We start from the raw sequence: 20,929 nt of genomic DNA on the forward strand, positions 1-20,929 counted from the left end.
ATCTGCTCTGATATATGAAGAAATTGTGATTATATACCAATTTGAGAGGCGCCATGTCCACATCAGCCATTTTGCCCAGCGCTTTGACCTTAATCACGTCGTCGCGCGCTCTTCTTGCCACCGAGCAGCGCATCGTCGACTTCATTTTGAACAATACCGACCGCGCGGCGCAGATGACCTCTGCGCAACTCGCCCGCGCGAGCGAAACCTCGGAAGCCTCCGTTTCGCGCTTTTGCAAGAACCTCGGATTCAAAAACTACCGCTCGTTCCAGTTCTCCCTCGCACGCGACCTTGCTTCGCAAATGGGAGATGTTGAGCTGACACGCGATGTGTCACTTGACGACATCGAACAGTCCCTTACCAATATCAAGCACGCCAAACAGCGGGAAATCGCAGCGACGATCGACGAACTCGACCCCGAGACGCTCCGACGCGTCGTGGAGCTTTTCGCCCACGCCGACCTCATCGTATTCGCTGCGGTGGGCAACACCAACGCGGTCGCCATCGACGCCGCCATCAAATTCGGTCAGCTCGGCCTGCGCAGCGTCGCGAGCACCATTACAGAAAACTCCACGTCGCTCTCGCTTTCCATGCATAAAAACGACTTGCTCGTCCTCATCAGCAACTCGGGAAAGTCGCAGCGTCTCCAGCGGATTTTGCAGGGAGCGAAACGCGGGGGCGCGACGGTGGTCCTCCTGTGCAGCAACCCCTCGGCTCCCCTTGCGCGTGACGCAGATGTCGTTCTTCAAACCGTGAGCTACGAAGCGCTGCTCACCACCGCGGACTTTGCGTTTTCCAAGATTTCGGCCACGCTGCTCATCGAGATCATCTACAACTTCCTGCTCCCCATCTTGCCCGACGCGCGCGACGCGATCAGCAACTACGAGGAGCTCATCCAACCCGACAAGGACGTGGACTAGACGCTACTCCAGCGCGTCGATCTCCTGTAGCCAAAGCGCCGCAGAGGCATCGCTCGGCATACGCCAGTCACCGCGCGGACTCAAGCTCACCGATCCCACCTTGGGACCGTCGGGCAGGCAGCTGCGCTTGAATTGCTGCGCAAAGAAGCGACGATAGAACGTACGCAGCCAATGCAGGATAACCGTCGGTTCGTAGACGCCCTCAAACGAGCGGCACGCCATGCGGTAGATCTTTCCCGGCCTAAAGCCAAAACGCAGTATGTGGTACAGGAAGAAGTCGTGGAGCTCGTAGGGACCCACCAGGTCCTCGGTTTTTTGCGCGATCTCACCATCGCCCGTGGGCGGCAGGAGCTCAGGAGAAACGGGCGTGTCGAGCACGTCGCGCAAAATCTGCGCGGTCTCTCCGCCAAATGCATCCGCTGCATAGGCGACCAGATGGCGCACGAGCGTTTTGGGTACGCCTGCGTTCACGCCGTACATGCTCATGTGATCGGCGTTGTATGTGGCCCAACCGAGCGCGAGCTCGGACAGGTCACCCGTGCCGATCACAAAGCCACCGACCTCGTTACCCAAATCCATGAGCACCTGCGTGCGCTCACGGGCCTGCGCGTTCTCGTAAGTCACATCGCGCACGGCGGGGTCATGGCCGATGTCCTCGAAATGGCGCTCGACGGCTGAGCCGATGGGGATGACGCGAAAGTCGACACCCAGCTGCTCTGCCAAGCGGGCGGCGTTGGATTTGGTGCGTTCCGTGGTGCCGAAGCCCGGCATCGACACCGCATAGATGCTCGTTCGAGGCAGTTCCAACATGTCGAACGCGCGCACGGTCACCAAAAGTGCAAGCGTGGAATCCAAGCCGCCCGAGAGCCCGATGACAGCGGCCTTTGTGTTGGTATGTGCCAGACGCGTTTTGAGACCTGCGGCCTGCAGGGTGAAGATGGTCTCACATCGCTCGGACAAATCGACCGTGTTGGCGGGAACGAATGGCTTGCGCGGCGCCACGCGCGTCGAATCGAGCGAGGAGCGCAGGATTGAGGGCGCCTTCGGAGCGGTTTCGCCATCGACGCGCGCAGCTGCGTCCACGTCTTCAGCAGCATCGCAGGAGCGAAATGAGAACGGCACTTCCTCGCACTGCACGCTTGCGCCACCCAAGGGCGCCCAAGTCGTTGTGCGGCGACGCTCAACTAGGCAGCGCTCGATATCGACGTCGGCAAGGGCCATGTCGCAGGTGAACAGGTCGGTTTTGGCAAGTAGCGCGCCGTTTTCGGCAATGAGGTTTTCGCCGGCGAACACCAAATCGGTGGTGGACTCTCCCTCACCCGCATCGGCATAGGCGTAAGCGCAGTACAGACGTGCCGACTGACCGCACACCAGCTCGCGACGATATGCCGATTTGCCAACGGTTTCACTTGATGCGCTTGGGTTGAGCATCACGGTCGCGCCGACGTGCAGAGCCATGTCCGTCGAGGGCGGATTGGGAACCCACAGGTCTTCGCACAACTCGACGCCAACGCGGACATCCTCGGCACCTTCGTCCTCGCATGTGTAGACCAGACGCGCCGCCAGAGGAACGTTGCGGCAACCCGCATACGATACACGCGCACCGCGATCGAGCGCGTTTGCCGACGCAAACCAACGCCCCTCATAAAACTCGCCATAAGATGGGAGGCTCGTCTTAACGGAAAGACCCAGCAGGCTGCCCGCGCAGCATACCGCTGCACAGTTGTAAACCGACTCTCCGTACGCCACCGGCAATCCCACCGTATAAAGCACGGGAATATCGGTCGTGCTCGCAAGCAGGTTTTTGAGGGCGGTCTCGCACGCACGAAGCAGGGCGCGATCATGGAACAAGTCACCGCAGGTATAGCCCGTCAGACAAAGTTCGGGCAGCACCAGGGCACGAGCGCCCTCACGAGCAGCCGCGCGCACGCATGAGAGAATCGCGCTTGCGTTGCCCGAAACATCGCCCACGCGGATTTTCGGCGTTGCAGCGGCAATGCGCAAAAGGCCGTCATCGACGCTCCCACCGTCAAAAGCCGCAACGTCGTCCGAAGACATACCAGCAAACGAATCTGCACGTACCGACATGTATTCCCCCTGCCGCATGGAAGTTGGCCGTTTTGCTCTCACAGCATTGTAGCCTAGCATCGAAGCCCCTCTCCATAGCACAACCGCCGTTCCTTCACAGACCCTCCCCGTCTGTTGGGACTTTGCGTTACTTGAAACGGACGGGTGGTTTTGCGGTCGATGGGGTACGAAAATCTTTGGAACAACTTTGAACGAGAGGTATTGAGATCCATGCAGTCGTCTTTCGACAACCAAGAAACGCGCGTTTACCAGAATTCCGTGCCCGTTAATGAGGACTTGATGGGACAAACCCTTGTGAGCGCGCCGCGCAAGAAACTCCTCGACGGCATCTCCGCCGCGCAGGTCATTGCCGCGTCCGCCGCCGCGGCGACCTCCATGCTGCTTGCTTCGAAAATCGGTATCGCCGGCTCCGTCATTGGAGCCGCGGTAAGTTCCATGGTGACGGTTATTTGCTCGCAGCTCTATCGTAACGCGCTGGATGCCAGCGCCGAGAAGCTCAAGCTGCGGCAAACCCCCGAGCGCTCGCAAATCGCTTTTGACAACAGGGCATATGTTCCCATGCGTGGCCTTTCGAGTGGGAGCACGCCGTATGAGAGCGGGGCGTATGAGGGCAACCCATATGTGGACAACCCGTACGCGGACGAACCGCGTACCGCGAATCCATACGGTGACAATCCGTACGGCGAGGCTTCCACGCAGGTCGCGAACATGCGCATCGCCCCAACAAAACTGCAGGCACGTGCCGCTGCAAAGCGAAACGCCAGCGCCCGCAAAATCGCCTTCGCCTCCTTGGGGATAGCGGCGCTCGCCGTCGCCGTGTGTGTGGCGGTCGTCCTCATCACCACTGCGGGAAACGGGCTGGGAGCCAAACCGAAATCGATCTTTACGTCTGCGCCCCAATCCGAGGAAACCTTAGGCGAAAACCCTGGAGACATTGAAGCCGGAAATGCTTCTACCGCGTTTCCCTCCCCTGACGAGAGCGACGGCGCAACAGATGGAGATACGCCGAGCGCGCCGGACGGAGGATCTGCAACGGACACGCCCACCGTTCCCGACCAGGGAGCAGGCGATGGGTCGGAAGATGCGGGGACGGGAGGAAACTCCGGCAGTACACCTGCCGATCCCGCATCTGGAACGGGAGCCGGCACCTCGAACGGAACATCGACTTCCAAAACGCCTTCCAAGACGGCTTCTAAGTCAAGCTCGTCTTAACCGTCTACCTATGAGTCCGGCGGAAAACTACTGCTTGGCAGCCACGCGATGCTACCATGGTTTGCACATGCATCGAGAAAGAGACCATCATGGCACGCTATACCGAAACGACAACGCTGACACTCAACAACCGCATCTATCTCTATCGGTTGCTCTCCTCCGAGTTGGGGTGCGGCAAGCAGGTCTTTATCACCACGGTGGAAGAGGCGCTTGCATCCGACCGCATGACGGCCGATGACCTGGGATATGAAAGCACGCGGGCGTTGCTCGAAACACTGGAGGAGTTTGTCAAGCTCACCGTATTCAAAGGAGGGCGCATCTACGCGACCATCATCGCGCAACCCGAATGGGATGCGGCACTTGCGGCGGCAAATGCCGATAAGGCGGACGCAACTCCCAAAAACGGAAAGCCCTGGAAGCGCAAGAAGGCTGATAAGACGCTCAAACCTGTCCGTCCCAAACGCGTCAAACGACCTGAACCGGAGGTGGAGCCAGAGCCGATGCCCGCGACTGAGTCAAAGCCCGTGCCCATGGCTGAGTCCGAGGCCGAGTCCGAGCCTGCTTTGACGCCTGAATCCACTTCGGCATCTGAATCCGTTTCTGATTCCAAGCCCGCAACGGAAGCAGAAGCCGTTCCGGCGCATGGCGCCGATCCCGAGGTCGGTTCCGAAGCCGGATCGACAGACGCCGTTGAACCCGAATCCGTTTCGGCATCCGAATCAGCTTCTTCACCCGAATCTGTCTCCGCAGCTGACAAGGCTGTCGATCAGGAAACTCCCTCGGCTCCGAAGCCCTTCGTCGAACCCGCCATCTCCATCACCGTCACGTATGATCCGTACACGGGCAACGAAGACGAGACGGTTCTCGCGTCAAATCCCGTTATCAACCCAGTTGCACCCGCTTCTGAGTCCAAGCAGCCCGCCGAGACCCACGCTTCTCTCCCAAAAGCCACCCCAGCGGTCGCCGACGAAGTTCCCATGCAAACGGCGGATTCCCCTGCGCCCGTAAATACACCGAACGCCGCGCAGTCAATCGAAATGGAAGCCGCACCAGCAGCTGCACCGGTCATCGCGCCAGCTCAAAGCCCTACAGCAGCTGTGCCGGCCCCGGCAACTCCGCAGCCCGAAGCGGTGCCGACTCCGGCAACCCCGCAACCCGGGACCGCGCCGGCACCTCAGCCCAGGGATGACCGTCCCTCGCCTGAGGCGCTCGCAGGCTACCCCGTCGATCTTTCGACCGACGTGTATCTCACGAGCGATGTCGTCGCCGACCTGTGCGAGATGCTCCCCTATGGAACTGATGTCTTCGGCATGCTCGCGGAAGACTACACGCGTGCCCGCAACCTTGAGCTTTTGAGCGGCACACGCGCCAAGGTCACGTTCCCACTGCGCGTCGAACATCTCGACAGCACCGAACCTATTGCGGTGACGCTCAAAAAGCGCTCCGGCTCCGGCCTGCGCTGGGAACTCTCCAAGGTTCGCTAGCGCAAGAGCGGTGTCCAAGGCAAAAAAGACGGAAATGCATAAATCATTTCCGTCTTCCCGAGTAGATGTCAATTTTGAATAGCAAAACCGCAGGTGAGACGAGTACCAAATCTGCCTATACTCACCGTGCTCGAAAAGATTTGCGCATTTCCGTCATTTTTGAAAACAAAGTGCCCGTACAAATCCTTTTCGGACTGTACGGGCACTTTTTGTGCGCTATTACACGCTGCTTGCGGTGCTGGCTGTTTGCACGCCGCTTATAGTGGTGCTTGCATCATCCAACGAGGTTTAGAAGTCCTCGTCAAACCCTTCTTCCTCGTCAGACGACTCGGCGGGAGCGAGAAGATCGTTCACGAACTTCACGCGCGTATCCTCAGCAGCGCAAATCTCACGGATAACCTCGGCGGTATCGCGTCCCTCATCGGCGAACAGCAGCTGGATGAGCAGCGGCAGGTTCATGTTCGTCACCAAATAGGTGTTAGGGCGGCTGAACAGCTGGATGGAGAACTCGTTGTTCACGCTGCCGCCGAACAGGTCGGTGCAAATAACGAGGTCGTCACCCTCGGGAGTTGCGTCGATCAGCTCACGGGCAGCGGTCTGCAGATCGTTGTTCCCATCGACATACATGGGAAGAACGCGGATGTTGTCCCGCTCGCCAGAAAGCATGGAGATGCTCTCGTTGATGCCGCTGGCGAAGTGCGCATGCGACGCGATAATGAACTGCCTCATTGCAAGCCTCCTTTGACGAACCCCGTCCACGCGGGTATTCGCTCTGCTCGACTACGACAACGCTTAGTAGTCGAACTGATGATAGTAACGGCGGTAGTTGAGGTTGTGCTTGGTCACCGTTTCGTAGTACGCCGACAGGCGGTCGGTCACCATGGAGGACAGAATCCATGGCGAAACGATCACGCGGAAGTCGTCATCCAAACCCGGAATGGCATATTCGGCGGTGTCGATAATCACGATGTCGTCGTCGCCGGTCACGCCGCGGGTCAGGAAAGCCTCGACGCGGTTGTCGAGCGCACGGCACTCGTCCTCGCCCTTGAACAGGACCACGGGAACTCCCTCTTCCACCAACTCAAGCGTACCATGGAAGAAGTCGGCTGAGGACACATAGCGAACGCGCTTCCACTGCATTTCCTCAAGAATGCACATTGCGAACAGGATGGTCTCGCCCCAAAGCGCGCCGGAGCCGATGAACATGGTGTACGGAGCGAGAGCGTACTTCTTGGCAATTTCCTCGGCCTTGGGCTCGAAGCGCTTGCGAATGTCGAGCAGATCCTTCCAACAATCGGCGGTCTGCTCGAGGAACAGGTCAAACTTGGGGAAGCAGCCACGGCGGTTGAGCAGACGCAAGCCGAAGCAGTCGGCAAGATAATAGCCCAGCTCACAGCCGCCGGAACCATGGGCGCTCGCCATCTCGATGCAGCTCTCGGCGCCGACCGCCTTACCGATGGGACCCTCGGGTTTGGTCATGGCGAACACGCGCACGCCCATGTCCTTCATCTTGCGAACCGCTTCGAGCACCTCAGGGGTCGTTCCCGACTCGGAGGCGGTAAGCACCACAGAGCGGTTGGTCATGCGCTTATGGCCCATTACGTTCCATTCAGCAGCGTGGATCAAGTAGGCCTCGAAGTCCTTGTCGCCGAATTTGTTCATGAGATACTCGAGCTGCATGAGCTCGTCCCATGTACCGCCCACGCCCAACAAGAACAGGGCATCGTAGCCCTCGTCGGCAACTTGATCGGCCAGCGCGATCATGCGCTTGCCCGCTTCTACCGCAGCAGCTCCGTCTTTCAGGTACCCCTCTTGGTCAAAATGCATGATCTCGACGTTTTCAGTTTCCTTCATGGAACAACTCCTTTCGCGAACCACAATGGTTTGCCTACCAGATGCTGTTCGATAGCTTATCCGCTGTTGTACGAGGCTGCGGCGGCACACTGGCCAATGGCTCCATCCCTCCCACTATTGGAATGGCTGTCTCAGTTTTTGCGATAGCTATTACCTGCAAGAAAACTATGACCTCTCAGTGCGCAAACGGCGCTCCGAGAGGTCATGAATGAATGGGCTGTTTTGAGGTCGGCGTAATCAGGACGACTGGAGTATTACATGTGCACGCAAACGCGTGAGCTGGTCAAGCATGGGAACGGTCATTGCGCAAGGTGTCGTATGCGCATGCGCGCGCGATAATACGCGCGGGAATCGACCGACAACGGAGCTACGCGGAGCGACCAAGTGGAACCACGCGACAGCCGCAGCCGTCGCGTCTTCCTCCCAGACGTACGTTAATCGCGCGTGAGCTTGCGGTGCACGCGATGCGGCTGCGCGGCGTCCTCACCCAGACGGGCGACGCGGTTCTCCTGGTACTGCTCGAAGTTGCCCTCGAACCAATACCAGTTACCGGGATTCTCATCGGTACCCTCCCACGCGAGGATGTGCGTGGCCACGCGGTCGAGGAACATGCGGTCATGGGAAATGACCACCGAGCACCCGGGGAACTCGAGCAGTGCGGACTCGAGCGCGGAGAGCGTCTCGACGTCGAGGTCGTTGGTGGGCTCGTCGAGGAGCAGCAGGTTGCCGCCCTGCTTGAGCGTGAGCGCGAGGTTCAGGCGGTTGCGCTCGCCGCCGGAGAGCACGCCCGCGCGCTTCTGCTGGTCAGAACCCTTGAAGCCAAAACTCGCCACGTACGCGCGGCTGGGAACCTCGTTCTCGGCCACCTGCATGATGTCCAGGCCGTCGGAAACGACCTCCCACAGGGACTTGTCGGGATCGATGCCAGCGCGCATCTGGTCGACGTAGGAGACCTTGACCGTCTCGCCGATCTCGAGCGAGCCCGAGGTCAGCGGCTCCAGACCCACGATGGTCTTGAACAGCGTGGTCTTACCCACGCCGTTGGGACCGATCACGCCCACGATGCCGTTGCGCGGCAGGGTGAAGGAGAGATCGTCGATGAGTACGCGGCCGTCGAACTCCTTGTGCAGATGCTCGGCCACGAGGACCTTTGCACCCAGGCGCGGACCCACGGGAATGCGGATGTCGGTGTAGTCGAGCTTCTGGGCGGCGCGGGCCTCGGCCTCCATCTCCTCGTAGCGGGCCAAGCGGGCCTTGTTCTTGGCTTGGCGGGCCTTCGGGGACGAACGCACCCACTCGAGCTCAGAGGCGATGCGCTTGGCAAGGCGTTCCTCGCGCTGACCCTGGGCGGCCATGCGCGCCGCCTTGGTCTCTAGGTAGGTGGAGTAGTTGCCCTTATAGGGGTAGAGGTGGCCGCGGTCGACCTCGCAGATCCACTCGGCCACGTGGTCGAGGAAGTAGCGGTCGTGCGTGACGGCGAGGACGGCGCCGGGGTAGTTCTTGAGGAAGTGCTCGAGCCAGAGGATGGATTCGGCGTCGAGGTGGTTGGTGGGCTCGTCGAGGAGCAGCAGGTCGGGGGCTTCGAGCAACAGGCGGCAGAGGGCCACGCGACGGCGCTCGCCGCCGGAGAGGACGTTGACGGGCATGTCGGAGTCAGGCAGTTGAAGGGCGTCCATGGCCTGACCGAGCTTGGAGTCGATGTCCCAGCCGTCGGCGGCGTCGATCTCGTCTTGGAGGCGGCCCATCTCGGCCATGAGGGCATCCATGTCGCAGCTGGGGTCGCACATCTCCATGCTGATGGCGTTGAAGCGCTCGACTTTGGCGCTGAGGTCGGCGTAGGCGAGGCGGACGTTCTCGATGACCGTCTTGTCCTCATCCAGCGGCGGCTCCTGCTGCAGGATGCCCACGGTGTAGCCGGGGGTCAGTCGAGCATCGCCGTTGGACACCTCCTCGATGCCGGCCATGATTTTGAGCAGGGTGGACTTGCCCATGCCGTTGGGGCCGACGACGCCGATCTTGGCGCCGGGATAAAACGAAAGTGTCACGTCGTCGAGGATGACCTTGTCGCCATGCGCTTTGCGCGCCTGGTACATCTGGTAGATAAATTCGGCCATAGGGGTGCTCCGTTTCTTGAACAGGGTAGATAGTCATACTTTTTGTATTGTCGCATGAAACCATCGTTGCCCCAATACGGGCACACGAAACTCGGAAAGAGGGGTGCTTTGCAGCACTAACCGCACGTCCTTTCTGCTAATACAGGGAAAACGAAATGAATGAGCGAATGGGAAAACTCATTGGAAACTACGTTTGGCGGAACGGATTGGAGCCGAATTGCACAACGAGTGGCAAGACAAAAGGCTGTTCGACGACGAACCGTGCTACCCTAATTCGAGAAGAATCGATAATGCACCGTTGGATCCGCGTCAAACGGGATTCAATGTTGGAGAGCGCATTCTAAAGGGGCCGCAATGGAGACGATGAAGGACCGTCTGCACAGGATGCTGGGCGCTGAACGGCTTGCGCGGCTGCAGCAAGCGAATGTCCTCGTGCTCGGCTGCGGCGGCGTGGGATCGAGCTGCGTGGAGGCGCTCGCCCGCGGCGGCATCGGCACGCTCATCATCGTGGATAAGGACATCGTCGCCCCCTCCAACATCAACCGCCAGGCCATCGCGTTCGAAAGCACCGTGGGCAAGCGCAAGGTCGGCGTCATGGCCGCCATGATCGCCGACATCAACCCCGACTGCCGCGTGATCGCCCATGACACGTTCGTCCTTGCCGAGAACATCGAAGAGCTGTACGACACCATCCTCGCCGAGGTGGACGGACGCATCGATTACGTGGTCGACGCCATCGACACCGTGTCGACCAAGCTCTCGCTCGCCTCGCTCGCCCAAGAGCGCGGCTTCGAGCTCATCAGCTCCATGGGCAGCGCGAACAAGCTGCACCCCGAATGCCTGCGCATCGCCGACGTGCACAAAACCGTGAACTGCCGCCTGGCGCGCATCATGCGCAAGGAATGCCGCAAGCGTGGCATTCGCCACCTGCGCGTCCTGTACTCCTGCGAGGACGCCACCCCCGCCACCGCGCTACCCGGCACCGAGCGCAGCGAGCGCTCCGGCATGGGCAGCATGTCCTATATACCTCCCATCATGGGTCAGATGATTGCGGGAGAGGTCATCCGCTCCATCGCACGCATCGGCACGAACGACGATGTGAACGCAGCGCTGGCCATGCACGACGCGGCGCAAAAGGGCCGCCTCGCGGGCAAACGGGGTGGACGGGCGCAATGATGCGCGCATCCGAAAGTGATTGCCCGGATATGTATCTCGAAACGCGGGTAAAAATGTCGCAAATCAAGCTCGATTTGCCATCTTTTTTCGACAAAGACACCCTCCTTGCACCCGACCTCACCGAGCTCCATGATCCATGGCGCTACGTGGACATGCACTGCCATCTCGATCGCATGGCAAACGCGGCGGAAGTTGCCATGCGCGCGCAAGAGCACCGCATAGCCATCCTATGCACCACGGTGACGCCCGACGACGTCGCATCTGCCCAAGACGTCCTTGCCGAAAGCGGCAATGTGCGCATCGCCGCCGGCCTACACCCATGGTGGGTCACCGACGACCCCGAGGGCACCGCCGATGCCGAGCAAGCAGCCGCGCTCGCCGCGGCATCCGATTGCGTCGGTGAGATCGGCCTCGACTTCTCCCCCGCCCACAAGCACAACGCCCGCGCCCAAATCGCGGCCTTCGAGCAGATCGTCTCCGCCTGCGCCGCCAAGCCGCGCCGGGACCGCGTCATATCCATCCACGCCGTGCGGGCCGCGTCAGACGCCCTCGACATTCTCGAAGCCCACGGCCTGCCCGACCACGCGACGTGCATCTTCCACTGGTTCTCGGGCACGTCGGCGGACCTCGATCGCCTCCGTCGCCTCGGTTGCCACATCTCGGTGAATGAGCGCATGCTCGCTACCAAACGCGGTCGCGAATACGCGCGGCAGATGCCGCTCGAGCAGCTGCACCTCGAAACCGACGCTCCTCCGCAGCTCGACGTACGACCACAACGCGAGATATCGCCGCAGTCCGACGCCTCGCCGCAGCTCAGCGCCCCCTACCCCGTCGACGAGCTCGAACACTCGCTTAGCCGCACACTCGAGGCGCTCGCCCGCATTCGCGGCGTCGAACAAGAAGAGCTCGCCGCACGCATGGCGCAGACGAGCTCCGAAGTTCTCGGCGTATAACGAGAACATTTGCGAACGCCGTCCCGGGACAGGCGGAAGCGACGCGAAATCGACGCCACAGCGCAGACAATGCACCAGCCGAACCCGAACCACAAAAACGGGGCGTCCACGCGGACGCCCCGTTTCTTCGCGACTCTGGCTGCCGCACTCAAAAGAGCGCAGCCCCTTCGAGCAGGCCGGTCTCTTAGTAGTCGAACTGGTGATAGTAACGACGATACTTGAGGTTGTGCTTGGTGACCAGCTCGTAGTTGCGGGCGAGGCGGTCGGTGGTGAGCACGGAGAGGATCCAGGGGGACACGATGACGCGGAAGTCGTCGTCGAGGCCCGGGATGGCGTACTCGGCGGTGTCGATGATGACGTAGTCCTCGTCGCCGGTCACGCCACTGGTGAGGAAAGCGCGGACGCGCTCGTCGAGGGCGCGGCACTCGTCCTCACCCATGAACAGGAACACCGGGACGCCGGGCTCGAGGAGCTCGAGCGTGCCGTGGAAGAAGTCGTGGCTGGTGATGTGGCGGATGCGCTTCCACTGCATCTCCTCCAGCAGGCACATGGAATAGAGGATGGTCTCGCCCCACAGCGCGCCGGAGCCGATGAACATGGTGTAGTCGGCCAGAGCGTACTTGCGGGCGAGCTCCTCGGCGCGGGGCTCGAAGCGCTTGCGGATGTCGAGCAGGTCCTTCCAGACGTCCTTGGTCTGCTCGATGAACAGGTCGAACTTGGGGAAGCAGCCGCGGCGGTTGAGCAGGCGCAGGCCGAAGCAGTCGGCGAGGTAGTAGCCCTTCTCGCAACCGCCGGCGCCGTGGTCGGAGGCCATCATGACGCAGTTCTCGGCGCCCACGGCCTGGCCGATCTTGCCCTCGGGGTTGGTCATGGCGTAGACGCGCACGCCCATCTCCTGCATCTTGCCGATGGCCTCGAGCACCTCGGGCGTGGTGCCGGACTCGGAGGCGGTGAGCACGATGGAGCGGTCGGTCATGCGCTTGTGGCCCATGACGTTCCACTCGGCGGCGTGGATCAGGTAGACCTCGAGGTCCTTGTCGCCGAACTTGTTCATGAGGTACTCGAGCTGCATGAGCTCGTCCCACGTGCCGCCGACGCCCAGCAGGAACACGGCGTCGTAGCCCTCCTCGTGCACGCGGTCGGCCAGGGCGGTCATCTTCTTGCCGGCCTCGTAGACGTTCTTGCCGTCCTCGAGGTAGCCCTCCTGGTCGAAATTCATGATCTCGATCTTCTCGGTCTCCTTCATTGCGAACTCCCTTCGTCGCCGCCGTGGCCTCTCGTATCCAAGTCGAGAGTTTTTAATACCACTTGTTGATTACATCTTAACGCTTTTTCATACCAGTTTTTTGATAGACAAGTCTTTCACGCAAACGGTCACATCTTCTCCGTAAGCGGTAGAATCGCCACATCGTATCGAACATTTCTTTAGAACTGATAGATGTATCCACCCTGACTTGCGGGGGTCAGCGCGTATGCGTGCTCGATCGCGCAGCCATCGGCGTCAAAGCTCACGCACTCGAGCGAGAGGGCGAGGCTGCCCGGCTCCACCTGCAGCAACCCGGCATCGCGCGTGGACAAGGCGACCACGTCGAGCTTCTCCTGCGCCAAGGCGACGGGCCTTCCGCACATCTCGTATGTCTCGTACAGACTGAACACCGACACGTCGACATCCTTGATGCCCGGGAACAGCGCGACGGGGATGAGCGTCTGCTCGAGCGAGGCGGGAACACCGTCCGCGCAATTGAGGCGCCTGATCGAATAGAGCTCGTCGTCCTCATCGATGCCAAACAGCTCGGCATACAGCGGACCGGCGGCGCGAATCGACCGCGAGAGCTGTCGCACCGACGCGACCTCGCTGGCCGCCCCGGCAGCCGAACGGAATCCGCTCACGCGCCTGCGGGACTCCACATCCCCTTGCGCCACGAACGCTCCCTTGCCCTGCACACGGCGAATGACGCCGCGCTCGACGAGGCCGTCAATGGCGTTGCGCACCGTAAGGCGCGTGGTGGAGAAGGCGGCTGCGAGCTCATGCTCGGAGGGAATCGCAGAACCCGGAGGGTAGGTGCCATCGGCGATGCTCCGCTCGATGGCATGGCGAATCTGAAGATACAGTGGGGCGTCGTCGCCAAGACGGGCTGCGGCGATGGCCGCGCCGGCATCGAACGCACGCGCGCGCGCCGATGCATCGTCACCCCCACGCACGGTGGCGTTGTGACCTACCACGTGAGCCATGTGCCCTTCACCCCCTGTGGCGTCTCCCCATTCTTGCAACCATTGCTCGCGAAGCGATACCGACTCGGCACATACACCGCTTTGAGGTACTCCACCGGAACCCCGCTCACCGTGCGCTCTAGCGCCTGCACGAAAAAGACCGGCTCCCCTTCGTCGATGACGAGATGCCGCGCCTCCGGGGTCGTCGCGCGGGCGATCGACACGCGCTCAACACCATGGCCGACGCGAACGCCGTATTCATGGGCCAGCACATCATAGAGGCTCTCATGGGAAAAGTCATGCTTCTCGATTCCCGTGCAAAGACCGTGATTGATGTACGAGGTCTCGTAGGCGACCGGCGTGTCGTCGGCAAAGCGCACGCGACGCACCTCGAACACGGGTGACCCGCACGGCAGGTCGAGATTGCCCGCAAGTCCCTCATCCACCTCGAGCACGCGCGCGTCGAGCAGGTGCGCACCCGGGCGCCGTCCGACGCGACGCACGGCATCCGAGAAATTACGCGTCTCCTGGAAGATGTTGATGGGCTTGGACGGCAAGACGTACGTGCCCGACCCCTGCTTGCTCTCGAGCACGTGCATCGAAATCAGCTGCGTGATCGCGGCGCGCAGGGCAGTGCGCGAGACCCCCAGCCGCTCGGAAAGCACGCGCTCCGAGGGTAGCTTGTCTCCACCCACCAGGCCGGCGCTGCGAATATAGTGCCTGATGCCCTCCTGCGCACGATCTTTGGGCGGGATACTCATCTGCTCTTCCACCACGCCGCACCTCCTTTTCCCGGGCTGGCTCATGCCACGTATGTCGTCCCGACGCGTTGCGCCTTACAGCGAGGTGGCCGCCGTGAGCAGGTCGGGAACGGAATCGATGATGCAGTCGGCCGCGTCCTGACTAAATCCGAAACGCTCCTCGCGCTTGGCGAACACCGTCAGGCCCGCCGCCTTGCCGGCGGCGATGCCGGGGACGGAGTCCTCGATGCAGCAGCACTCATCTGCAGACAGGCCGAGGTTCTCGAGCGTGTGCAGGTAAATCTCGGGGCTGGGCTTGCCTTGATGGAACTGCTCGCCGCTCGTCACCAACTCGAACTCACCGTCAAGCCCACAGGCGCCAAGCACTTCGAGGATGTTGTTCATGGGCGAAGACGACGCCAGGGCGACGCGCACGCCGCGGGCCTTGAGCTCCTTGATCGTCTCGACCACACCGGGGTTCAACAGGGCCGCGAAATCCGGCGCGTGTTGGGACTCCCATTCGTTGTACCGCGCAAGGCCCTCCTCCGCGGTGATCTCCACGCCGCCCATGCCGTACCAGCGCATGAGGTTGCGTTTGAAATCTTGGAATGACGCCCCCACGGCATGACACAGTTCCACACGGGGCACATCGATGCCCTCTTTGTCGAACAGCTGCGCCAGCGTGTCGAAGTAGAACCTCTCGGTGTCGACGATCACACCGTCCATATCGAATATGACGGCGGTAAAGGGAAAGCCGAGTTGAGCCATGCTGAGATCTCCTGTCTGATGGGCGAAAGCGGCGCGCGTCCAGACGCCCAACCCACACGTTCTCACAGATGGGCGCACGCGCAGCCGCTATGCATGATTGTAGGGGTTATTCGGACATCGCGCCGAGAATTAATCATCCCCGTCGTAATTCACGAAGCTCTCGGTCTTGGCCGAGGCGATTGCCTTGAATCGCTTGAGGAGCGGATGCTGTTTCGAGCTGCCCAGGGAACTGCTGACCAGGTGGCTCACCAGCTGCACGAACGGCAGGTACGCGAGGCACGCGAGGTCGCCTGCGGGAAGCTCGGGCACCATGAGCACGTTGGGATCCCGGAGCAGGTCCGACGTGGAGGCGGGCTCCACGGCCTGCGCGCTCGTCAACAAGAAGGCCGCGTCGCTCACCTCGCGGGCCGCGCGATACACCGTGCGGCAGCGCTCGCGCGCGGCGTCGGGGGCATCGAAGAAGAACAAGGTGTACGCCGGGGTGAGCTGCAGGTTGGGGCCGTGGATGAACTCCTCGACCTCATAGGCGGGGCCGGGGGCGGGTCCCCGTTCCCCCCCGTCTCNGTGCACCGTCTCACCGATCTTGAGGGCGCCCTCGAGAGCGACTCCACGCGCGCCGTCCGCTGCAACGCAGTAGCTCACGCGCATCGACGTCAGTGCCTTCTCGTGCCTGCGGAAAAACTCGTACGTCGCCGTGCGCACGGAATCGAGCACCTCAGCCGCGGCGGCGAGGTCCGCCATGCGCTCGGGCCGGTCGCCCAGCCGACAGGCAAACATCATGAGGAACAGGGCGAGCGTTGTGACGCCCTTGGTGACATACCCCACGAGCTCGACGCCCGCGCCCCAATCGACCATCACGTCGGCGTGCTCGCGCGCGTCGGCGTCCACGTTGCCAGTGAGGCACACCGCGCAGACGCTCTGTGCGCGGATGACATCAAGCGCCTCCAGCGCGTTGGTGGAAAGACCGCTTTGCGTCACCACCGCGACGAGTTCGCCGTCGCCGACCTCAGACTCGTAATACGTGAACCGGTGCGGCGTCACCACGCTGATCTGGACCTCGGGCAAGCACGCCTTCATAAACGGCAGCGCGCATTGGCACGCATTGTACGAGGAGCCCGACGCCACCAGGCGAATACGAGCGGGCATCCGGCCGTTGCAGCAGGCGATGAGCGGCGAGGTGAGCTCATCGGCGCGCTTGAGATTCTCGTGCACCGCCGTGACGGACTCCTCCACGTAGTCCCCCATCGTCCATATGCGTTCCTCACTCGTTTGCATGATTCCTCCCCTAAAGAAATGAAAAACGGGGCGCCAGCCGTATCCGTGCGGGCCGACGCCCCGACAAGGCGCGCCGATGCACTCCTTGCAGGAAAAATATACGAATTGCGACCTACACGCCCAAGATGCCGAAGAAGGAGCCCGCGAGGCCCACGACCACGAGCGCGACGAGCAGCGTGGTGGTCTTGACGTTCTTCTTGCTCACGAGCCAGTACATGAGCATCGTAAAGGCGAGCGGAAGCAGGCCGGGCATGATCGTGTTGCAAATCTCGCCCAGTGTGGTTGCAGTCTCGCCGGAACCGATCACCAAGGGCACGCTGACGGAGACGTTCTCCGCCGTCATGCCGCCGATGACCATGAGGCCGAGGACGGAGGCGCCGTAGGTGAGGATGTCCATAAGGCCGCTCTCCTGCACCTTGGCGAGGAAACCGCTACCCAGCTTGTAACCGGCGTGCATCAGGTAGAAACGCAGGCCCTGAGCCGGGATGTTGAAGAGCAGCAGGAACAGGATAGGGCCGAGGATGTTGCCCTGGGCGGCCAGGCTCACGCCGACGCCCGTGGCGATGATGCGCAGCGTGCCCCAGATGAAGGAGTCGCCGATACCGGCCAGAGGACCCATGAGGGAGACCTTGACGTTGTTGATGGACTCGGTCTCGAACTCGGGGTCGGTGGCGTTCTGCTCCTCCATGGCGGCGGTGATGCCGAGGATGAGCGTGGACATATGCGGCGTGGTGTTGAAGAACTCCATGTGGCGCTGCATGGCCTGGACCTGATCATCCTTGTTGGGGTAGAGCTTCTTGATGATCGGAAGCATCGAGTAGCAGAAGGCCATGTTCATCTGTCGCTCGTAGTTCCAGTCCCACTCCATACCGAGCGAGCGGACGGCAACCCTGTTGAGGTCCTTCTTGGTGAGCTTGCGCTCGTCTGCGGTCTGGACCGCGGCGTCATTAGAAGTCGTCGTCATCGTCCATACCTCCTTCGGTGGCGAGAGCGGGACGGGCGTTCAGCTTCTGCTGGATCTGGGAGAGGACCACGGCCACGACGGCACCGAAGATGGCGATACCGGTGGTGGGGATTCCCAGGTAGGTGGACAGAGCGAAGCCGGCGATGAAGAAGCAGGCGACGGTCTTGTTCATGATCATCTTAAGCAGCAGCGCGAAACCGATGGCAGGCAGCAGGCCCATGGTGATCTGCAGGCCGTTGGAGACCCACTCCGGGATCATGTCGAGCAGCGCCTGGACCGCGGGGCCGCCGGCGTAGAAGCCGATGGCGACGCACAGGCCGATGATGAGGTTGACGCCGAAGAAACCGCCCAAGAAGTGCATGCGCGCAACGCCCGCCATGTCGCCCTTGGCCGCGTAGTCGTCGGCCTTGTGGACGAACGGCGGAAGGATGAAGACCATGCCGACGTTCTTGACGATGAGGACGAGCGAGGCGACCGGGATGCCGATTGTCAGCGCGGTCTCGAGGCCGGAGCCGGTCGAGATGGTGAAGGCGGTGCCGAGAACGGTACCGGAAATCATCTCGGGCGGGATGCTCGCGCCGATGGAGAACGAACCCATAAAGGCGAGCTCCAACGTGGCACCGAGCATAACACCCGTGGGGATGTCACCCATGATGATGCCGGTGAGCGCTCCCATCACCAACGGACGGGACAGGCAACTGGTACCGAGCAGGTACTCCGCGTTGCCGAGCATGGCGACGAGGCCCAGCAAAATGGCTTGGACAATCATCTGTGCTCCTTTCTGCATATCTCAAGAGGCGGCCCCTCGCCACCTCTTTGTGCACCTAGTGCCAACCCGGCATATCAGACAAGCACTCCCCCGCCCATGCCTTGATGGGCCTTGCATGCCAGGTTGTGGGGATGTGCCAGGCGAAAACCGCCACCGCAAACGCGACACCCGGGCCCGTGCCGGCACCCTTGGGTGTCGCGGTGGAAGATGCGCTAGAGGGCGCGCTCCACCTTGACGGCCGAATCGTTGGGGACCATCTGGATCTCGACGTCCACGCCCTCGGCGACGAGCTCGCGCAGCGTCTGCTCCTCCTCAGCCGTGACGTTCATGGCCTTGGAGATGGCGCGGGTGTCGGCCGTGGCCTTCGTACCGCCCAGGTTGAGGTACTTGATGCCGCACTCACGGCACAGGCGGGCGGCGTCGGCGATGGACTCGACCACGATGAAGAGCTTGTACTTATCGGTCACGCCGCTGTTGAGGGCGGTGATCGAGTCCTCGACCGTCTTGATGACGAGTTTGGTGTCAGCCGGTTTGGCGAGCTTGATGGCGCTCTTGCGCAGGGCATCGCCGGGCACGGCGTCGTTGGCAACGAGGATGCAATCGACATCCAGGGCGCTCTTCCAGGAGACGGCCACCTGACCGTGGAGCAGGCGATGGTCGACACGGAGCATCTTGATCATGACGTTTTCCTTTCATCCCAACCGCTTATGCGGCACGGTCGATGTCTATAGGATAGCTGAGCGACGCAATGGAACACATTGACCGAGAACCTAGAAGTCCTCGTCCTCCTCTTCGTCGACGGTCTCGCCGCCAAAGGCGACGGTGACTCCCTCGCGGGCGGCTTCGAGCACGCGCTGCGCCGCCGCGACATCGAGGCCGTCGCGGGCGGTGAGCGCGATCTCGAGCGCCATGCCCATGGTGAGACCGGAGAAAACGACGACGTTGGGCAGCTCGGTCAAGCGATAGAGCGCGTTGTGCACGCTGCCGCCCTTGATGTCGCACATGATGATGAACTGCTCGTCGCTCGCGGTGATGCGCTCACGCAGCTGCTCGTAATAGTCATTGGGATTCTGGCCGAACTCAAGGCTATACGTCTCGATGCCATCGGCCGCACCGCCGGCGACCATGTGAAGCGAATCGAGCATGCCACGGGAGAGCCCGCCATGCGTTGCAATGATGATCTGAGCCATCGTGCATCCCCCTCATCCAACTGGTTTCGTTGTTGCAAGACCTATTATAGGCAGGGCATAACCTGTTATAGCCTGTTATAGTCACCGTTCTGTCAACGGCCTGTTTTTCACCGTGAGTGGTTTTTCTTAGTACAAAGTTGTATATGACAGTGTAATACCGGTTCGCAGCCATCCAGCGCACGGAAAGCATTTGGCGGAGGTTGGAAAACACGCTTCAGCCTCGTTTGGGCAGTAAAAACGCCCCGGCGCGAAATGCGTCGGGGCGTCGTCCAACCATTAGATGCGAAACGTGTATCTCGTTCCCACGATATGCAGTTTTCCCAGGTACATGGGTGATCCGTCCGCGCCGTAGTAATGCCCCGCGAGGCAAAACAAGGGCTCGCCGGCGGGCACGTCCAAATACGGGGCCATCTCGGCGGGCGCCTTTTCGAGGTCGAGGGCACACGGCTCGTTGAGCATCGGCTCGCTATGACCATGGGCCACGACGATATCGTACAGCGAGGTGTCCTCGAAGTCGGCCTCGCGAAGGAACCCGAACGTCTTCGCCGGGAAATAGTTCTCCTCCACCATGATGGGCATGCGATTCGCCGTGCGGATACGCATGACGCGCAGCAGGCGGTCCTCAGGCCCCAAGCCCAAAAACTCACGCGCCTCATCAAAGGCCGGGACCTCGTCGCACGAGAGCAGGCGGGCGCCGGCGCGCTGGCCATTGCTCTCGCACGCCTTGGTGAAGCTCTGGACGTCATTGTCCTGCGTGAACTTGGCGCGGATCTTCGAGGGGGGCTCGATGTCGGACGCGCGCGCTCTGACATAGGTGCCCTTGCCAGGGCACTTCACGAGGTACCCCTCGTTCACCAGCTCCTGCAAGGCGCGACGAACGGTGATGCGGCTCACGCCATAGAGGCCGTTCAGCTTGTCCTCAGAGGGGATTCGCTGACCGGGCACGAACTCCCCCTTATCGATCTGGCGCTTGAGCAGGTCCCTCAGCTGAGCGTACAGAGGCGTCGACGAACCCTCGTCCAACGTGTGCGCCATGTAGACCTCCCCCGGTATTGATACGTCTTATGCTGTCATACGAGACGGTACCACAACCAACTGGACGGCGGCACCTCTAAGTCCAGAATCTCGCTGAACGCGACCGCGAATGCGCACGCCTTCTGTCCGCACGCGCGCAGCTCGGTGGCTTTTCGGCATTTCGCCCACTTTCGCAC

At 61.5% G+C, this 20,929-nt stretch carries 18 protein-coding genes; 5 read left to right on the plus strand and 13 right to left on the minus strand.

The annotated features are described in order from the left end of the window. Window positions 1-53 precede the first annotated feature (53 nt). On the plus strand, window positions 54-920 hold the full coding sequence (locus C1711_RS02585; protein ID WP_102337659.1) for a MurR/RpiR family transcriptional regulator: 867 nt from the start codon (window positions 54-56) through the stop codon (window positions 918-920). A gap of 3 nt (window positions 921-923) precedes the next feature. On the opposite strand, the gene C1711_RS02590 is transcribed toward C1711_RS02585, so the two are convergent. Then, the gene (locus C1711_RS02590; RefSeq protein WP_102338536.1) at window positions 924-2,978 is read right to left on the minus strand and encodes an NAD(+) synthase; all 2,055 of its coding nucleotides are present in this window, start codon (window positions 2,976-2,978) and stop codon (window positions 924-926) included. 309 nt (window positions 2,979-3,287) lie between these two features. Here C1711_RS02590 and C1711_RS02595 point away from each other — a divergent pair, with 309 nt between their 5' ends. Further along, a complete protein-coding gene (locus C1711_RS02595) occupies window positions 3,288-4,220 on the plus strand; it encodes an ICP22 family protein (protein ID WP_159060026.1) in 933 nt (310 codons plus the stop codon). A gap of 89 nt (window positions 4,221-4,309) precedes the next feature. Further along, on the plus strand, window positions 4,310-5,704 hold the full coding sequence (locus C1711_RS02600) for a hypothetical protein (RefSeq protein ID WP_102337661.1): 1,395 nt from the start codon (window positions 4,310-4,312) through the stop codon (window positions 5,702-5,704). Between the two features lie 288 nt (window positions 5,705-5,992). Here C1711_RS02600 and C1711_RS02605 read toward each other — a convergent pair whose 3' ends face one another. The 3 genes from C1711_RS02605 to ettA all read right to left on the minus strand — a co-directional run bounded on the left by C1711_RS02605 (window position 5,993) and on the right by ettA (window position 9,672). Then, the gene (locus C1711_RS02605; RefSeq protein WP_102337662.1) at window positions 5,993-6,433 is read right to left on the minus strand and encodes a PTS sugar transporter subunit IIA; all 441 of its coding nucleotides are present in this window, start codon (window positions 6,431-6,433) and stop codon (window positions 5,993-5,995) included. Window positions 6,434-6,496: 63 nt separating this feature from the next. Further along, the gene (locus C1711_RS02610) at window positions 6,497-7,558 is read right to left on the minus strand and encodes an SIS domain-containing protein (protein ID WP_102337663.1); all 1,062 of its coding nucleotides are present in this window, start codon (window positions 7,556-7,558) and stop codon (window positions 6,497-6,499) included. Between the two features lie 434 nt (window positions 7,559-7,992). Next, complete coding sequence (ettA, locus tag C1711_RS02615) at window positions 7,993-9,672, minus strand: energy-dependent translational throttle protein EttA (protein WP_102337664.1); 1,680 nt, start codon at window positions 9,670-9,672, stop codon at window positions 7,993-7,995. Between the two features lie 354 nt (window positions 9,673-10,026). On the opposite strand from ettA, the gene C1711_RS02620 reads away from it, so the two are divergent. Then, window positions 10,027-10,848: a tRNA threonylcarbamoyladenosine dehydratase gene (locus tag C1711_RS02620; RefSeq protein WP_102337665.1), complete on the plus strand. Its 822-nt coding sequence runs from the start codon at window positions 10,027-10,029 to the stop codon at window positions 10,846-10,848. 53 nt (window positions 10,849-10,901) lie between these two features. Then, a complete protein-coding gene (locus C1711_RS02625; protein WP_102338537.1) occupies window positions 10,902-11,801 on the plus strand; it encodes a TatD family hydrolase in 900 nt (299 codons plus the stop codon). Window positions 11,802-11,985: 184 nt separating this feature from the next. Here the strand turns inward: C1711_RS02625 and C1711_RS02630 are convergent, their stop codons facing one another. From C1711_RS02630 to C1711_RS02675, 9 genes are all read right to left on the minus strand, one after another. Continuing rightward, window positions 11,986-13,047 carry an SIS domain-containing protein gene (locus C1711_RS02630; RefSeq protein WP_102337666.1) on the minus strand — a complete coding sequence of 354 codons (1,062 nt, stop codon included), beginning with the start codon at window positions 13,045-13,047 and terminating at the stop codon, window positions 11,986-11,988. 179 nt (window positions 13,048-13,226) lie between these two features. Continuing rightward, window positions 13,227-14,033, minus strand: a complete 807-nt coding sequence (locus C1711_RS02635; protein ID WP_102337667.1) for a GntR family transcriptional regulator — start codon at window positions 14,031-14,033, stop codon at window positions 13,227-13,229. Continuing rightward, the gene (locus C1711_RS02640; protein WP_234346191.1) at window positions 14,018-14,788 is read right to left on the minus strand and encodes a GntR family transcriptional regulator; all 771 of its coding nucleotides are present in this window, start codon (window positions 14,786-14,788) and stop codon (window positions 14,018-14,020) included. Before C1711_RS02640 ends, C1711_RS02635 begins: the two co-directional genes overlap by 16 nt. A 60-nt stretch (window positions 14,789-14,848) precedes the next feature. Further along, window positions 14,849-15,520 carry an HAD family hydrolase gene (locus C1711_RS02645; protein WP_102337668.1) on the minus strand — a complete coding sequence of 224 codons (672 nt, stop codon included), beginning with the start codon at window positions 15,518-15,520 and terminating at the stop codon, window positions 14,849-14,851. A 1,387-nt stretch (window positions 15,521-16,907) separates the two neighbouring features. After that, window positions 16,908-17,759, minus strand: coding sequence for a PTS system mannose/fructose/sorbose family transporter subunit IID (locus C1711_RS02655; RefSeq protein WP_102337670.1), 852 nt, complete (start codon window positions 17,757-17,759; stop codon window positions 16,908-16,910). After that, a complete protein-coding gene (locus C1711_RS02660) occupies window positions 17,743-18,528 on the minus strand; it encodes a PTS mannose/fructose/sorbose/N-acetylgalactosamine transporter subunit IIC (protein WP_102337671.1) in 786 nt (261 codons plus the stop codon). Before C1711_RS02660 ends, C1711_RS02655 begins: the two co-directional genes overlap by 17 nt. Window positions 18,529-18,740: 212 nt before the next feature. Next, on the minus strand, window positions 18,741-19,208 hold the full coding sequence (locus tag C1711_RS02665; protein WP_102337672.1) for a PTS sugar transporter subunit IIB: 468 nt from the start codon (window positions 19,206-19,208) through the stop codon (window positions 18,741-18,743). Window positions 19,209-19,298: 90 nt separating this feature from the next. Then, window positions 19,299-19,718, minus strand: coding sequence for a PTS sugar transporter subunit IIA (locus C1711_RS02670; RefSeq protein WP_102337673.1), 420 nt, complete (start codon window positions 19,716-19,718; stop codon window positions 19,299-19,301). A 276-nt stretch (window positions 19,719-19,994) separates the two neighbouring features. Further along, window positions 19,995-20,753 carry a GntR family transcriptional regulator gene (locus tag C1711_RS02675; protein WP_102337674.1) on the minus strand — a complete coding sequence of 253 codons (759 nt, stop codon included), beginning with the start codon at window positions 20,751-20,753 and terminating at the stop codon, window positions 19,995-19,997. Window positions 20,754-20,929 lie beyond the last annotated feature (176 nt).

This window comes from Collinsella provencensis, assembly GCF_900199705.1.
In the GTDB taxonomy this organism is placed as follows: Bacteria; Actinomycetota; Coriobacteriia; order Coriobacteriales; family Coriobacteriaceae; genus Collinsella; species Collinsella provencensis.

What these genes read in the sequence shown, in the direction of transcription:
- C1711_RS02585 (WP_102337659.1), top strand. Translation starts at nt 54, where the DNA reads ATGTCCACATCAGCCATTTTGCCCAGCGCTTTGACCTTAATCACGTCG.
- ettA (WP_102337664.1), bottom strand. Translation starts at nt 9,672, where the DNA reads ATGGCCGAATTTATCTACCAGATGTACCAGGCGCGCAAAGCGCATGGC.
- C1711_RS02655 (WP_102337670.1), bottom strand. Translation starts at nt 17,759, where the DNA reads ATGACGACGACTTCTAATGACGCCGCGGTCCAGACCGCAGACGAGCGC.
- C1711_RS02600 (WP_102337661.1), top strand. Translation starts at nt 4,310, where the DNA reads ATGGCACGCTATACCGAAACGACAACGCTGACACTCAACAACCGCATC.
- C1711_RS02610 (WP_102337663.1), bottom strand. Translation starts at nt 7,558, where the DNA reads ATGAAGGAAACTGAAAACGTCGAGATCATGCATTTTGACCAAGAGGGG.
- C1711_RS02605 (WP_102337662.1), bottom strand. Translation starts at nt 6,433, where the DNA reads ATGAGGCAGTTCATTATCGCGTCGCATGCGCACTTCGCCAGCGGCATC.
- C1711_RS02675 (WP_102337674.1), bottom strand. Translation starts at nt 20,753, where the DNA reads ATGGCGCACACGTTGGACGAGGGTTCGTCGACGCCTCTGTACGCTCAG.
- C1711_RS02620 (WP_102337665.1), top strand. Translation starts at nt 10,027, where the DNA reads ATGGAGACGATGAAGGACCGTCTGCACAGGATGCTGGGCGCTGAACGG.
- C1711_RS02660 (WP_102337671.1), bottom strand. Translation starts at nt 18,528, where the DNA reads ATGATTGTCCAAGCCATTTTGCTGGGCCTCGTCGCCATGCTCGGCAAC.
- C1711_RS02595 (WP_159060026.1), top strand. Translation starts at nt 3,288, where the DNA reads ATGGGACAAACCCTTGTGAGCGCGCCGCGCAAGAAACTCCTCGACGGC.
- C1711_RS02590 (WP_102338536.1), bottom strand. Translation starts at nt 2,978, where the DNA reads ATGTCTTCGGACGACGTTGCGGCTTTTGACGGTGGGAGCGTCGATGAC.
- C1711_RS02665 (WP_102337672.1), bottom strand. Translation starts at nt 19,208, where the DNA reads ATGATCAAGATGCTCCGTGTCGACCATCGCCTGCTCCACGGTCAGGTG.
- C1711_RS02625 (WP_102338537.1), top strand. Translation starts at nt 10,902, where the DNA reads ATGTCGCAAATCAAGCTCGATTTGCCATCTTTTTTCGACAAAGACACC.
- C1711_RS02670 (WP_102337673.1), bottom strand. Translation starts at nt 19,718, where the DNA reads ATGGCTCAGATCATCATTGCAACGCATGGCGGGCTCTCCCGTGGCATG.
- C1711_RS02630 (WP_102337666.1), bottom strand. Translation starts at nt 13,047, where the DNA reads ATGAAGGAGACCGAGAAGATCGAGATCATGAATTTCGACCAGGAGGGC.
- C1711_RS02635 (WP_102337667.1), bottom strand. Translation starts at nt 14,033, where the DNA reads ATGGCTCACGTGGTAGGTCACAACGCCACCGTGCGTGGGGGTGACGAT.
- C1711_RS02645 (WP_102337668.1), bottom strand. Translation starts at nt 15,520, where the DNA reads ATGGCTCAACTCGGCTTTCCCTTTACCGCCGTCATATTCGATATGGAC.